At 63.2% G+C, this 13,761-nt stretch carries 17 protein-coding genes; 7 read left to right on the forward strand and 10 right to left on the reverse strand.

Going from position 1 to position 13,761, the window contains the following annotated elements; genetic code table 11:
* Window positions 1-3 precede the first annotated feature (3 nt).
* Complete coding sequence (locus tag GTP69_RS02160) at window positions 4-540, forward strand: DNA-binding protein (RefSeq protein ID WP_161053321.1); 537 nt, start codon at window positions 4-6, stop codon at window positions 538-540.
* Here the strand turns inward: GTP69_RS02160 and GTP69_RS02165 are convergent.
* Genes GTP69_RS02165 through mltG form a run of 4 tightly spaced genes read right to left on the reverse strand, consistent with a single transcriptional unit; the run spans window position 528 to window position 3,568 of the window.
* Complete coding sequence (locus tag GTP69_RS02165) at window positions 528-911, reverse strand: PilZ domain-containing protein (protein WP_174821652.1); 384 nt, start codon at window positions 909-911, stop codon at window positions 528-530. The two genes, GTP69_RS02160 and GTP69_RS02165, sit on opposite strands and share 13 nt — an antisense overlap.
* A 10-nt stretch (window positions 912-921) precedes the next feature.
* Window positions 922-1,950 (reverse strand): DNA polymerase III subunit delta', encoded by a 1,029-nt coding sequence (locus tag GTP69_RS02170; protein WP_161053322.1) that lies wholly within the window; start codon window positions 1,948-1,950, stop codon window positions 922-924.
* Between the two features lie 16 nt (window positions 1,951-1,966).
* Window positions 1,967-2,572, reverse strand: coding sequence for a dTMP kinase (gene tmk / locus GTP69_RS02175; protein WP_161053323.1), 606 nt, complete (start codon window positions 2,570-2,572; stop codon window positions 1,967-1,969).
* A gap of 6 nt (window positions 2,573-2,578) precedes the next feature.
* Window positions 2,579-3,568, reverse strand: a complete 990-nt coding sequence (mltG, locus tag GTP69_RS02180; RefSeq protein ID WP_202424263.1) for an endolytic transglycosylase MltG — start codon at window positions 3,566-3,568, stop codon at window positions 2,579-2,581.
* Between the two features lie 156 nt (window positions 3,569-3,724).
* On the opposite strand from mltG, the gene ygfZ reads away from it, so the two are divergent.
* From ygfZ to GTP69_RS02200, 4 genes are read left to right on the forward strand one after another with little or no spacing between them, the layout of a single operon-like run.
* On the forward strand, window positions 3,725-4,741 hold the full coding sequence (gene ygfZ / locus GTP69_RS02185; RefSeq protein WP_161053324.1) for a CAF17-like 4Fe-4S cluster assembly/insertion protein YgfZ: 1,017 nt from the start codon (window positions 3,725-3,727) through the stop codon (window positions 4,739-4,741).
* A 1-nt stretch (window position 4,742) separates the two neighbouring features.
* On the forward strand, window positions 4,743-5,030 hold the full coding sequence (locus tag GTP69_RS02190; RefSeq protein WP_161053325.1) for a DUF4936 family protein: 288 nt from the start codon (window positions 4,743-4,745) through the stop codon (window positions 5,028-5,030).
* Window positions 5,021-5,764 (forward strand): NRDE family protein, encoded by a 744-nt coding sequence (locus GTP69_RS02195; RefSeq protein ID WP_161053326.1) that lies wholly within the window; start codon window positions 5,021-5,023, stop codon window positions 5,762-5,764. Before GTP69_RS02190 ends, GTP69_RS02195 begins: the two co-directional genes overlap by 10 nt.
* A gap of 12 nt (window positions 5,765-5,776) precedes the next feature.
* Window positions 5,777-6,106, forward strand: a complete 330-nt coding sequence (locus GTP69_RS02200) for an SMR family transporter (protein ID WP_161053327.1) — start codon at window positions 5,777-5,779, stop codon at window positions 6,104-6,106.
* Here GTP69_RS02200 and GTP69_RS02205 read toward each other — a convergent pair.
* Both GTP69_RS02205 and GTP69_RS02210 read right to left on the reverse strand, forming a co-directional pair.
* Window positions 6,095-7,309, reverse strand: coding sequence for an ATP-grasp domain-containing protein (locus tag GTP69_RS02205; RefSeq protein WP_161053328.1), 1,215 nt, complete (start codon window positions 7,307-7,309; stop codon window positions 6,095-6,097). The two genes, GTP69_RS02200 and GTP69_RS02205, sit on opposite strands and share 12 nt — an antisense overlap.
* Window positions 7,306-8,784, reverse strand: coding sequence for a pyridoxal phosphate-dependent decarboxylase family protein (locus GTP69_RS02210; RefSeq protein WP_229260763.1), 1,479 nt, complete (start codon window positions 8,782-8,784; stop codon window positions 7,306-7,308). The genes GTP69_RS02205 and GTP69_RS02210 overlap by 4 nt, the downstream gene beginning before the upstream one ends.
* Window positions 8,785-8,879: 95 nt before the next feature.
* On the opposite strand from GTP69_RS02210, the gene GTP69_RS02215 reads away from it, so the two are divergent.
* Entirely contained in the window at window positions 8,880-9,254 is a 375-nt protein-coding gene (locus tag GTP69_RS02215) for a flagellar protein FlaG (protein ID WP_161053329.1), read from the forward strand.
* A 9-nt stretch (window positions 9,255-9,263) separates the two neighbouring features.
* Window positions 9,264-10,577 (forward strand): hypothetical protein, encoded by a 1,314-nt coding sequence (locus GTP69_RS02220; protein ID WP_161053330.1) that lies wholly within the window; start codon window positions 9,264-9,266, stop codon window positions 10,575-10,577.
* Here the strand turns inward: GTP69_RS02220 and GTP69_RS02225 are convergent.
* From GTP69_RS02225 to GTP69_RS02240, 4 genes are read right to left on the reverse strand one after another with little or no spacing between them, the layout of a single operon-like run.
* Entirely contained in the window at window positions 10,574-10,999 is a 426-nt protein-coding gene (locus GTP69_RS02225; RefSeq protein WP_110847854.1) for a GNAT family N-acetyltransferase, read from the reverse strand. The genes GTP69_RS02220 and GTP69_RS02225 overlap by 4 nt on opposite strands.
* Before the next feature lie 39 nt (window positions 11,000-11,038).
* Window positions 11,039-11,959, reverse strand: a complete 921-nt coding sequence (locus tag GTP69_RS02230) for an SDR family oxidoreductase (RefSeq protein ID WP_161053331.1) — start codon at window positions 11,957-11,959, stop codon at window positions 11,039-11,041.
* Between the two features lie 2 nt (window positions 11,960-11,961).
* Window positions 11,962-12,966, reverse strand: coding sequence for an NADP-dependent oxidoreductase (locus GTP69_RS02235; protein ID WP_161053332.1), 1,005 nt, complete (start codon window positions 12,964-12,966; stop codon window positions 11,962-11,964).
* Window positions 12,963-13,742 (reverse strand): SDR family oxidoreductase, encoded by a 780-nt coding sequence (locus tag GTP69_RS02240; protein ID WP_161053333.1) that lies wholly within the window; start codon window positions 13,740-13,742, stop codon window positions 12,963-12,965. Before GTP69_RS02240 ends, GTP69_RS02235 begins: the two co-directional genes overlap by 4 nt.
* Window positions 13,743-13,761 lie beyond the last annotated feature (19 nt).

The following is a 13,761-nucleotide window of genomic DNA, read 5'->3' on the forward strand; positions in this document are numbered from 1 at the left end:
AACATGGCACGCATAGGATTAAGCAAATCGGAAGTCAAGGCCAGCCGCGACCAGCTGCTGGCCGAGGGACGCTACCCGTCCGTCGATGCGGTGCGGGCCGCGCTGGGCACCGGCTCCAAGTCGACCATCCACCGCCACCTGAAGGAACTGAGCGACGAAGACGGCCAGCCCGGCATCAAACGGGATGACACGGCGCGCAGCCTGCAAGTGATGGTGGAACAATTGGCTGGCCAGCTGCACGACGACGCCGAACGCCGCTACCGCGCGCTGTACGCCGAGCACCAGCAGGCCATGGAAGACAAAGAGCAGGAGCTGGCCGCGCTGCGTGAAACGGTGGAGCGGCTGAAATTACGCGTGGACGAGCTGGAAATCGACGCCTACGCCAGCCAGCCGCACGACCACGGCTTCGGCGACTTCAGCCACCTGTACGCCAGTTCGCGTGGCGGCTTGAACGACAGCACTGCGTTCAGCATGGTGCTGTCGGGCGGCCGCGCGTCGGTGTTTGACGTCGACAGCCGGCCGATCCACTACAAGGTGTGAGTGGCGCGTGACGAGCGCAGCGCGGCGCCGAGGATTTCTTCAATTCTCAGCCTGGCGCGCTGGCCGCTCTCGTCGTCCGGGAAATGCACGCCGATGCCCTGCGCCTTGTTGTTGTGCGCGCCGGGCGGCGTGATCCAGGCGACCTTGCCGGCAATCGGGTATTTGTTGGGATCGTCCATCAGCGCCAGGATCAGATAGATCTCGTCGCCCAGCTTGTACGGCTTCTGGGTCGGCACGAACATGCCGCCGTTTTTAAGGAACGGCATATAGGCCGCGTACAACGCGGCCTTTTCCTTGATTGCCAGCGATAGCACCGTCGGCCGTGGCGTCATTGGCACGGTGTTCGGGTCGAGTGGGCTGGCAGCGGACATTCCTTACCTTTCAGGCGCAGCAGCTGGCGTAATCCAGCAGCATCTCTTCCAAAAACAGCTTGGGCGACAGCGGGTGATCGGCCGTCGCGCGGCGTTCGTTCGCACTCTTGATCGCGGCCAGCAGGCGGCTGACGTGGATCTTGTCGGCCAGGCTGGCCAGCTCTTTCTGGTAGCGCGGATAATACCGGATGTTACCTGCCAGTTTGTACGAAAACACATCGTAAAGCCAGCGCTGCAACCAGGACGCAGGGCCGCTCAGTGGCACTTTCTGCAACTTGTCGGCGACTTTCAAGGCGCCTTCCACACTCGGATGGGCCAGCAATTGCAGCAGCGTTTCCAGATCCTCGCGGCTGCCGGCTTCAGCTTGCGCCATGGCGGCCAGCGGTGCGCCGCCCTGCTCGCGCAGCCAGCTATCGGCGTCCGGGACGCCTTGTTCCTTGAGCCAGGCCAGCGCCTCGGCATGGTTCGGCATCGGCAAGGCAAACTTGCGGCAGCGCGACAAAATGGTCGGCAGCAACCGGTCCAGGCTGTTGGACGCCAGCAGGAACACGGTGCCCGGCGGCGGTTCTTCCAGCGTTTTCAGCAAGGCATTGGAGGCTGGCGTGTTCAACGCTTCGGCCGGATACAGCACCACCACCCGCAAACCCTGGCGGTGAGTGGAAATATTCATGAAATCCGCCAGTGCGCGGATCTGCTCAATCTTGATTTCCTTGGACGGCGTCTTCGACTTGGCGGCCTTCTTGCTCTCGCCCTCGCCCTCCTCGTCGGCGGCCGGCTCGTCCTCCATGGACTCGGGCCGCACGCGGCGGTAATCCGGATGGTTGTGCTGCGAGAACCAGCCGCACGATGCGCACGTACCGCAGGCGTGGCCGTCCGGCTGCACGTTCTCGCACAGCAGACCTTGCGCGAATTGCTCGATGAAATCGGCTTTGCCTATCCCGGCGGCGCCATGGAACAGGATGGCGTGCGGCATGCGCGGGCGCAGCGTTTGCAGCTGCTGCCACGACGATTCCTGCCACGGGTAGATGGAATGACTCATTATTCAGTATTCTATTTCAAAAGAACGCGTCGAGGATGGCGGCAATTTGCTGCTGGATCTCGGCGATGCTCTGGGTCGAGTCGATCACGCGGAAGCGCTGCGGAAACTCGGCCGCGCGGCGCAGGTACTCAGTACGGGTGGCGGCGAAGAAGTCGCTCTGTTCCTGCTCGAACTTGTCCAGCTCGCGGGTAGCGTCCAGGCGCGCACGCGCCACGTCCAGCGGCACGTCGAACAACAGCGTCAGGTCCGGCTGCAATTCAGGATGCACCCACTGCTCCAGCGCGTCCAGCTTGGCCAGGCTCATGCCGCGGCCACCGCCTTGGTAGGCGAAGGTGGAATCGGTGAAACGGTCGGAAATGACCCAGGCGCCACGCGCCAAGGCCGGTTCGATGACTTGCGCCAGGTGTTCGCGGCGGCTGGCAAACACCAGCAGCGCTTCGGTTTCCAGATGCATTTTTTCGTGCAGCACGATCTCGCGCAGTTTTTCGCCCAGCGGCGTGCCGCCCGGTTCGCGGGAGCTGACCAGCTCGATGCCGCGCTGCTTGATGTAATCGCTGACGAAGGCAATGTGCGTGGACTTGCCGGCGCCATCGATGCCTTCGAAGGTGATGAATTTACCCATTTACTCTTATCGTTGATACTGGTTGACTGCCCGATTGTGGTCGTTCAGGTTGTCCGAGAACTGGCTGGTGCCGTTGCCCTTGGAGACGAAATACAGTGCGGCGGTCTTGGCCGGCGACAGCGCCGCCATCAGCGACTGCACGCCCGGCAGCGCGATCGGGGTCGGCGGCAAGCCGGCGCGCGTGTAGGTATTGTACGGGGTGTCGGTCTCCAGATCCTTTTTGCGGATCTTGCCATCGTATTTCAGGCCCATGCCGTAGATCACGGTCGGATCGGTCTGCAGCAGCATGCCCAGCTTGAGGCGGTTGACGAATACGCCGGCAATCATGGCGCGCTCCGACTTCTGGCCGGTTTCCTTTTCGACGATGGAGGCCATGGTCAGCGCCTCATACGGATTCTTGTACGGCAGCGCCGGATCGCGCTTGGCCCAGGCGTCGGCCAGGCGGGTCAGCATGATGGCGTGCGCCTGCTTGTAGATTTGCAGGTCGCTGGAACCCTTGGCGAACAGATAGGTATCCGGGAAGAACAGCCCTTCGGCCTGCTTGTAGTCTGCGTCGATCGCGGTCATCAGCTCGGTGTCAGACAGCGCCACGGTGTCATGCTTGAGCCCCTTGTGGGCGGCGATGGCAGCCCGCATCTGGCGGAAGTTCCAGCCTTCGATGATGGTCAGCTGTTCCTGCGCGAACTCGCCGCGCGCCAGCTGGTCGATCAGGCGCAGCGGCGTCGAGCCGGGCTTGAGTTCGTAGGAACCGGCTTTCAGCTTGCTGCTCTTGCCAGTGGCGCGCGCCAGCAGGTTGAACAGCAAGGGCTGGATCGGCACGCCCGCTTCGGCGATCTGCTGGCCGGCCGCATGCGCGCCGCTGCCGGGAGTAATGGTGAAGTCAATCGCTTCGGCGTCGGCCGGAATAATCGGATTCTGCGACCAGTACATGAAATACCCGCCGCCAACGATGGCCAGCACAACACACAGACTAATTATTTTTTTGATAAAAGCCATTATTAAAGCCATCTGATTGGATCAAGTCGCACAGCTTGCCAGTTCCTGACCCAGTGCGCCAGTGCGATGTTTTGTGCCGCGTCCGACGCGATCGGCGCGACATCACTATAATGAGCCCGTAATGATAATGCTTTCACCGTCAAAAGATTGAAAATTATGCCTTCCTGGAATGAACTTTTAACGCAGCAGGCCGTCCCGCTGACCACAACGCAGCTGGCAGTCGGTTTTGTCGCCCCGATCACCGACCTCGGCCTGATCGCGCTGGATGGCGAGGAATCCGCCAACTTCCTGCACACGCAACTGACCAACGACGTCGAACACCTCGGCCAGGGCGAAGCGCGCCTGGCCGGTTACTGTTCGCCGAAAGGCCGCTTGCTGGCCTCGTTCCTGATGTGGCGCAACGACACGACTATCTTCCTGCAACTGGCGCGCGACATCCAGCCGGCGATCCAGAAGCGGTTGTCGATGTTCGTGCTGCGCGCCAAGACCAAGCTCAGCGACGCGTCCGAACTGCCGGCCAATCACGTTGTATTGGGCCTGGGCGGCGGACTGGCCGAAACCACGCTGCAAACCTGGTTCGACACGCTGCCGGCCAAACCGTTCGCCAAGCTCGATCATCCGCTTGGCACGCTGATCCGCGTATCCGACGTTTTCGGCGCGCCGCGCTACCAGTGGCTGATGTCGGCCGAGACTGCCGAAACCGTGGTACCGGAACTGGCGGACAAGCTCAGCGTCGGCAGCAATGATGCGTGGCACCTGTCGGAAATCCACTCCGGCGTGGCGCACATCAGCAAGGCGACGCAGGAACAGTTCGTGCCGCAGATGATCAACTACGAGCTGCTGGGCGGCGTCAATTTTAAGAAAGGCTGCTATCCGGGCCAGGAAATCGTCGCCCGCAGCCAGTATCTGGGCAAGCTCAAGCGCCGCACCACGCTGGTCAGCATTCCTGACGCGACGGCGGCCGCCGGCATGGAAGTGTTTGCCACAGCCGATCCGGAGCAGCCATGCGGCATGATCGTCAACGCAGCGCCTAACGGCCAGGGCGGCGTCGATGCGCTGGTGGAAATGAAGCTGGCAGCCATCGAGGCGGCTTCCGTGCGACTGGGTTCGGCGCAAGGCACGGCCTTGAGTTTCCTGGCCATGCCGTATGTGCTGGAACCACTCGATCTCTAGCATGGATCTCTACATCTACTACAAGGTCAAGGACAGCGACGCGGCGTCCTTGCTGGCGGCAGTCGTGCCGATGCAAGCTGGACTGGCGCAGTACCACGGCGTGACGGGGCAACTCAAGCGCCGTCCGAACACCAAGGAAGACGTGCAGACGTGGATGGAAGTTTATCCATCCGTGCCGGAAGGCTTCGCGGCGGCGCTGCAAGAAGCTGTCGCCCAGGCGGGCGTGGACCAGTTCACCACCGGCCTGCGCCACACGGAAGTTTTTATGGATGTCGCCCCATGTGCCTGATTGTCTTTGCCTGGCAGGTGGTGCCGGCGGTGCCGCTGATCGCTGCCGCCAACCGCGATGAATACTACCAGCGCGCCACCGCACCGGCCGGTCCGTGGCCCGAACATCCGCAAATCTACGCCGGCCGCGACTTGCAGGCCGGCGGCAGCTGGATGGGCATCACCCAGCCGGGTGCGGACGGCGGGCCATCGCGCTTTGCCGCCATCACCAACATCCGCGCGCCGTCCGAGCACAGGGATGATGCACCGTCGCGCGGCCGGCTGGTGGCTGACTACCTGGCCGGCAGCATGACGCCACAGGAATACGTCGCCGCCATCCGCTCCACGGCCGACCAGTACAACGGCTTCAACCTGGTGCTGGGCGACCGCGACACGCTGATCTGGTACTCCAACAAAGGCGACCACGACCCGCGCAACGGCCAGCCGCTGGAAGCCGGCATCTACGGCCTGTCCAACGCCCTGCTGGATGCGCCGTGGCCGAAGGTGCTGAAGACCAAAGCCCAGTTCGCCAGCCTGCTGTGCCTCGGCGCGCCGGAAGAAGCCTTCTTCGAGATGCTGTCCGACACCACGCCAGCGTCTGACCAGCGCCTGCCGGAAACCGGCGTCTCGCTGGACCTGGAACGCGTTCTGTCTGCCGTCCGCATCGAAAGCCCGAGCTACGGCACCCGCACCTCCACCGTCGTCAAACTCTACACCGACGCCCCCGCCACGCTGCATGAAGTGCTGATTCATTAAACGGAGGCAGCAATGAATAAATGGGTAGCGCTGGGGATCGCCATTGTCTCGGAGACGATTGCAACGTCGGCCATGAAGTCCAGTGAGGGATTCACCAGGCTGGTGCCGTCGATTATCGTCATCGTCGGCTACATGGTGGCGTTTTACTTCTTGTCGATTACCTTGAAATCGATCCCGGTCGGGATTGCCTACGCGATCTGGTCAGGCGTGGGGATTGTGCTGGTCTCGCTGGCTAGCTGGATTCTGTTCGGTCAAAAGCTCGACACGCCCGCCCTCATCGGGATGACCCTGATTGTGGCGGGCGTGGTCGTCATGAACGTTTTTTCGAAATCAACCCACTGATTTGGCCAGCAGTTCACGGAAGGCTTTGAACACCTTGCGCATGGCCGGCGCTTTGTAGGGGAACATGTCTTCCGGGTCCATCGAGTGGACGATCATGGCGTTATCGGCCTCGAAGATCAGCAGGTCGCCGTTCGGCATTTCGGCGCAGTCGATGCCGAGGTAAGGCAAGCCCATGCGCTGGTCGATGGCTTGCAGCGCGGCCTGGTGGCGCAAGGCGAAGCCCTGGTCGAAGCGCGCCATTTCCGCCGCTTCCTCGGCGCGCTTTTCGGCACTTTCGGTCATGCCGGCGTTCAGGTAGTGAATCATCCAGTTCTGCGAAATCGCGTAGTGGCAGATGTACGGCTTGCCTTCGATCAGCACAATACGGTATTTACGGAACAGGCCATCTGCACCGCGATAGTCGACAAAGCGCGACACGTAGAACTGCGGCCCCTCCACTTCCAGCAGATACTGGCCCAGGGCGGCAGGTGTGTCGATCTTCTGAAGGTTGGTACCGGCATGCGATCCCAACGGCCGAACGATGATCGGGAAGCCGCCATCCGGCAGCAAGCTGTCGATGGTCTGGGTGCCTGCCGCGATGGCATTCAGCGTGCTCAGGCCGGTACGCACGGCGACCGGCATTTCCACGCCCGGCAGGCCGCGCAGGGCCGCACTCAGGCCGTCACGTGAAGTCGCTCGCAACTGGGCTGGGCGATTGATGACCGGCCGCGGCCAGTCGCTGGTGTAGTCGATCAGCCGTTCCAGCAGTGGCTGGTTGGCTTCCGATTCGGCCACAGCCACCAGCATCACGTCGTGGTCCGGCACCTGCTCCGGGAAGTCTTCGTCGGCGCGCAGATACAGCAACTCCAGCGTGACGTCGCTGTCTTCGACCAGGAATTCGACCGGCGTGTTGGCCATCAAATCGCCCGGCCCCATCAGCACCAGCAGCGTCAGGCCCGGCGATGCGGCGGGAATGGTGTAATGCGGTTGCAGCATGATGGCTTCCGCCTGCACTGCCAGCGCATCGTCACGATTGCCGGTCAGTTGCAGCACGGTCGAGAAATCCATGTAGGCGTGCGCATCGTTGGGATAGGTCTGGGCGCGCTCCAGCAACACCTGGCCGATGGGCGACAGATCCTCGCCGGCAAACGCGCGGCGCATCAGGGGGGCGACGCCGATCAGCGGGGCGTTGTGCTGGCCGATAGTGCTTGCGTCAAATGTCATGCGGACTCCGTGTTGGTAAGGGACAGGCGCGTGGCGCCCAATTGCAGCACTGCATCCAGCAGCGCGTCGATGTCTGATTGGCCGGTGCGGTGGTTGACGATGGCGGCGCGGATCGCCAAATTGCCGCGTACCGTCGTAGCGGAGGGAGCCGCAATGCCGGACTCCTGCACGTCGGCGATCAGCGCAGCGTTGAAGGCGTCGATATCGGCATGGCCAGCCGCTCGGTGGCGGAAGCAGACGATGTTCAGCGCCACCGGCGCCAGCAATTCCAGCTCCGGCTGCGCCTGGATGCGTTCTTCCAGATAGCGTGCCAGCAAGCAGGTTTCGTAAATCACCTGGCCGATGCGCTGGGCGCCGAAAACCTGGAAGGTGAACCAGGTCTTCAAGGCGCGGAAGCCGCGCGACAGGTCGGGGCCGAAATCGCACGGCCACGGCGAGTTGGCCGCCATGCCGCGCGCGTCGCGGCGCAGATAGGTGTCGCGGCTGGCGAAGGTATCCAGATGAATCTCGCCATCGCGCACCAGGATAAAGCCGGCGTCGTACGGCACCTGGCCCCACTTGTGAAAGTCGCAGGCGATGGAATCGGCCAGTTCAATGCCGTCCAGCAGCGGCCGCAATTCCGGCGACAGTGCCGCCAGCGCGCCATACGCGCCATCGACGTGGAACCACAGGCCGTTACGCTCGGCGATAGCGGCCAACAGCGGCAGCTCGTCAATCGCGCCGACATCGACCGTGCCCGCCGTGCCCGCCACAAAGAACGGCTGCAAACCGGCCTGGCGGTCGGCGGTAATCGCGGTTTCCAACGCCGTGATATCCATCTGGAAACGCGCATTCATCGGGATCTTGCGCAGGTTGGCGCTGCCGAGGCCGGCCAAATCCATGGCTTGGGCGATGCAGCCATGGGCGCCGGCCGAGGCGTACGCCACCAGCTGGCGCTTGGGTGGAATGCCGTGGCTTCGCACCTCGCGGCCCAGCGCGCGGTAACGCGCCACCAGCACGGCAATCATATTGGCCATCGAACTGCCGGTGACGAACAGGCCCGAAGACGAGGATGGGAAGCCGAACAGCTCAGCCATCCAGCGCACCACCTGGCGTTCGACTTCTATCGGGATATGGTCGCGGCCGCCGCAGTTGGCGTTGAGACCGGCCGCCAGCATCTCGGCCAGCATGCCGGCCGCCGTGCCGCCGCCGTGCACCCAGCCAAAGAAGCCGGGATGCGTATTGCCGACCGCATACGGCAGGATGTTGTCCATGAATTGCTGGTGGACATCGGCCAGATCGCTTCCCTGCGCCGGCAGCGGGCTGCGGAAGGCGGCGCGGGCCTGGTCCGGCACCGGCTGCCACACCGGCCGCTGGCGGATGCCCTGCAAGTAGTCGAACATATCGTCCAGCATGCGGTGGCCCTGCGTGCGGAATTGCTGCCAATCTGCCGGCTCCAGTGGGCCAGCGAAATTTTCTTGCGTTTTTTTTGCCATGTGACTCAATTTTTCTTCAGACCTGCCGTTAATGCCAGTAGCGGGGCATTTTATCCAAAGCAAATCTCCCGCGCGAACGAAGGAACCCAACCAGCATGGACACGAGCAGCATCAACCGATTAGATTCGCTACCCACCACCACCGCCACGTGGGCGGTGTTGCCCCTGCCTGCCCTGGACAAAAATACGGATACAGCATCCGCACAATCTATTGTCGCCGGTAAAGACGATCCTGCGTTGAAAACTCCTAGTAAATCTGAGTTAAAAAAATCAGTTGACGCGATAAATCGTTTCCTCGAAAACAATAGTGAGGTAGAGTTCAGTATAGATGACCACAGTGGCCTGTCGGTGGTCAAGGTGATCGATACTGAAACCAAGCAGGTCTTGCGTCAGCTTCCGTCCGTAGAATCGCTGGAAATTGCCAAGAACCTCAATAGCATGAAAGGCCTGCTGATTAATAGCAAGGCATAGTACTCCAACTTGATCAAGCACGCCGCCGATCTGCACCAACTTCCCCCGACGAACGATCTGCTGCTTGCCGGCGGCGATGACAGATTGACACTGGATGCCGGCACAGGCCGCTCCCGCTATGGCTGCCGGCCGACGCCGGACACCGACCTGGTGTCGCTGGGTTCGTCCACCGCCTCACATATTTCCCCTTATGCTTACCAGGCCGCCGATGCGTTGCGGCAGCGCTGCGTGCAAGCCATGCGGGGGGAGCCGGAACTGGTGGTGTACCGGCGGGCCTTGGCCGCCGTGCGGCAGCGCTTGCTGGCCTACTGCGGCTGCGCGCCGGAAGACAGCCCGATGACGCTGCTGGCGCCGTCCGGCACCGATTTGTTCATGCTGGTAGCCAATTTGCGGCAGCCGCAGTGCACGGTGCTGATCGACGGCGCCGAGACCGGCAGCGGCGTGCCACTGGCCTTGCTCGGGCCGCGTCAAGGTGCGCCGCATATGGTGGCGGTGCGGCATGCGGATGGCAGTTTGCGCGACGCCGGCGAGGTCGATGCCGAGTACGCCGCCATCGTTGATAAGGCGGCTTCGCGCGGGCAGCGGGTACTGCTAGTGCTTACCGACGTCAGCAAGACTGGGCTGATTGCGCCGTCGATCGCCTCGGTGCAGGCGCTGCGGGCACGCTGGCCGGATCATCTGGACGTACTGGTTGATGCTTGCCAGTTCCGGCTGGACCCGGTGACGGTGCGGGCGTATCTGGCGCAGGGTTTCATGCTGGCGCTGACTGGCTCCAAGTTCCTGACCGGGCCGACTTTCAGCGGCGCCCTGCTGCTGCCACGCGCGATGGCGGCCAATGCGGTGGAGGCAGTTACCAGCCACAGCAATTTCGGCATGCTGCTGCGTTGGGAGGCGGCGCTGACGGAAATGGAGCGTTTTGCTGCTGTGCCGCAGACGGTGCGCTTGCACTGGGTGAAGCACTTTGAGGATGCGGTGACGCGTGGATTGATGCAGAATGCGGCGTTCACACCGCTGCCCGTCGCCGCCATCGACCGTTCGGCGCTTGGCGTGTCGCCCGGCTGGGACAGCGTGCAAACCATCTTCCCGTTCACGCTGCGTGGCGCTGACGGCCACCTCCTGGATGCCGCCGAGGCGCGCCGTGTATATCTTCAACTGCAACTGCCGGCCATTGGCACGCGCCGTTACCAGCTGGGTCAGCCGGCGGCGGCCGGAGCGCTGCGCTTATGTCTCAGCGCCCGCATGATCGCCGACCTGCACGAGGGCGTGGCGTCAGACATCGACGTCGCCGCGCCGCTAGCCCGCATCGCCCAAATGCTTGCTTAGAAGCTGCGCTGCATGTTGATGTGGGCGATGCCCGCTTCGTAGAACTCCTCGCCTTCGATGGCGAAGCCGTGACGCTGGTAGAACGGCGCCGCGTGCGTTTGCGCACTCAGCGCCACCAGCAGGTCGCCGCGTGCCTTGGCCTGCACCATCAAAGCTTGCAACAACTCGCCGCCGACACCGCTGCCGCGCGCCGACTTGCGCACCGCCATGCGACCGATGTGACCGTCCGGCAGCAGGCGACCGGTACCAACCGGCGTGCCATCAGCCTCGTAGGCCACCGCGTGCAGACACAGCGCGTCCATGCTGTCCATTTCCAGCTCGGCAGGAACGCCCTGCTCCTCAACGAAGACTTCGGTGCGGATGGCCTTGGCGTCGGCGCTCAGCGTGCCCCAGTCGCCCAGTTTGATTTCGTGCTTGCTCATCGTTGTGATCCTGTTCAGCAAAAGCACGATTGTAGTACGTCAGCCCAGCGGTTTGGAAGCACCCTGAATTTTGGCCTTCAGCAGCTCACGGATTTGCGGCGTCGCAGCATACGGGTCCGGCGGATTGGTGCCGGCCACGACGCTTTCCAGGTTCAGCCGCACGCCAGCCAGCGCATCCGGATGCGAGTAAATGTAGAACTGGCCGTCGGCAATCGCTTTGAAGGTAATCTCCGCCACTTCCTCGGCCGATACCTTGCCCGACGAAACCGCCTTGTCTGTCATTACCTGCGCGGCGATCTGGCTGGCGGTCGGGCCGGCGGTCATGCGCACATCCTCGGGACGGTTGCGATGCGACTGACTGATGCCGGTCGGCACAAAATACGGGCACAGCACCGAGGTGCCGATCGGTGCACCGACCAGTTGCAAGTCGTGATACAGCGTTTCCGACAGCGACACCACCGCATGCTTGGAGACGTTGTAGACGCCCATCGCCGGCGCATTCAGCAGGCCGGCCATCGACGCCGTGTTGACGATATGCCCTTCAAACGCAGCATCTTTCGCGGCCGCTTCCAGCATCAGCTTGGTGAAGATGCGCACGCCATGGATCACGCCCCAGACGTTGACGCCCATCACCCATTCCCAGTCCGCCTCGGTGTTTTCCCAGATCAGCCCGGCCGAGCCGACACCGGCGTTGTTGAACAGCAGATGCACAGCGCCAAACTCGGCCACCGCCGCGTCGGCCAGCGCCTGCACCTGCTCACCCTTGCGCACGTCGCACAGCTGGGAGATGACGCTGGCGCCCTGCCCGCGCAGCTCGGCGGTGGCCTGCTCCAGCGCATCGGCCTGCACGTCGGCCAGCACCAGCTTCATGCCCTCGCGCGCGGCGATGTTTGCGAATTGACGGCCCAAACCACTTGCACCGCCGGTGATGACGGCGACTTTGTCTCGGAATGTTTTCATTTTTAAATGAGCTTCACCAGTTGTTTGCCAAAATTACGCCCTTGCAGCAGGCCCATGAACGCTTCCGGCGCGGCAGCCAGGCCGTCCGCCACCGATTCGCGGTATTTGATTTGACGATTTGCAACCAGCACGGCCAGTTCCTGCAAGCCCTGCTGCCAAAACTCCATGTGCTCGGTCACGATAAAACCGCGCACGGTCAGGCGATTGATCAACAGCACACGCGCATTCTTGATCGGCATGTCGGCGCCGTTGTAGCCGGCGATCAGGCCGCACAGCGCGATGCGGGCGAAGGCGTTGGTGCGGGCCAGCGCCACGTCGAGGCAGGCGCCGCCGACGTTTTCAAAGATGGCGTCGACGCCGTCCGGCGTGGCGGCGGCCAGGTCGGCCTCCAGGTTGCCGGCCTTGTAGTCGACGCAGGCGTCGAAGCCCAGTTCGTCCACCACGTAGCCGCATTTCTCCGGGCCGCCGGCGATGCCGACCACGCGGCAGCCGCGCAGCCGCGCCAATTGGCCAACGACGCTACCGACCGCGCCGCTGGCGGCCGATACCACCACGGTTTCGCCAGCCGCCGCTTCCATGATCTGGTTGAAGCCGTACCACGCCGCCATGCCCGGCATACCGACCACGCCAAGAAACGCCGACAGCGGAATGCGCGTGGTGTCGAGCTTGCGCAGCAGCAGGCCGTCCGACACGCCCATCTCGGCCCAGCCCAGCATGCCGTTGACGTAGTCGCCGACCTGGTAGAAGTCGTTGCGCGAGGCGATCACCTGGCCGACGGTGCCGCCGATCATGGTGTCGTCCAGCTGCTGCGAGTTGGCGTAGCTCTTGGCCGCGCTCATGCGGCCGCGCATATACGGGTCCAGCGACAGGTAGTGATTGCGGATCAGCAGCTCACCGGCGGCCAGCGACGGCACCGGCACGGTCTCCAGCCGGAAATTCTCCGGTTTGACCGGGCCGCGCGGACGTTCGGCCAGCACGATGCGCTGGTATGTTTCGGGAATGCTCATACCGCCGACACGCCTCCGTCCACCGCCAGGATCTGGCCGGTGATGTGCTTGCCCGCGTCGGACGCGAACAGCACGGCGGCGCCTTTCAAATCTTCGTCATCGCCCAGACGGTTGAGCGGCGCATGGCCGATCAGCTGGTCGCCCATGGCGGTCAGCAAACCCTTGGTCATCTTGGATGGGAAGAAGCCCGGCGCCAGCGCGTTGACGGTGATGCCGTAGCGGCCCCATTCGCCAGCCAGCGTGCGGGTGAAGTTGACCAGCGCGCCTTTCGAGGTGTTGTAGGCGATGGTCTGCATGGTGCCCGGCGGGTTGCCGGCCAGACCTGCAATCGAGGCAATGTTGATGATGCGGCCGGACTGGCGCGGAATCATCGAACGCTTGCCGACCAGCTGCGACACCACGAAGATGCTGCGAATGTTCAGGTCCATCACCTTGTCCCAGGCTTCGACCGGATGGTCTTCGGCCGGCGCCCCCCAGCTGGCGCCGGCGTTGTTGATCAAGATATCGATATGGCCGAGGTGGCCGATGGCGGCGTCGACCAATGCTTCGGCCTGGGCGTCCTGCGCCAGGTCGGCGGCGACCGCGTGCGCGCTGATGCCGCGCTGCGTCAGGAAGCTGACGGCTTCATCCAGTTCGGCTTGCTTGCGCGCCGAGATGACGACCTTGGCGCCCTGCTCGCCCAGCGCCAGCGCCATTTGCAGGCCGAGGCCGCGCGAGCCGCCGGTGATCAGCGCGGTCTTGCCTGCCAGTGAAAACAGTTCTTGGGTAGTACGCATCGTGTCTCCTCGTTGGTTT

This window comes from Duganella levis (genome assembly GCF_009857605.1).
Taxonomy (GTDB): Bacteria; Pseudomonadota; Gammaproteobacteria; order Burkholderiales; family Burkholderiaceae_D; genus Rugamonas; species Rugamonas levis.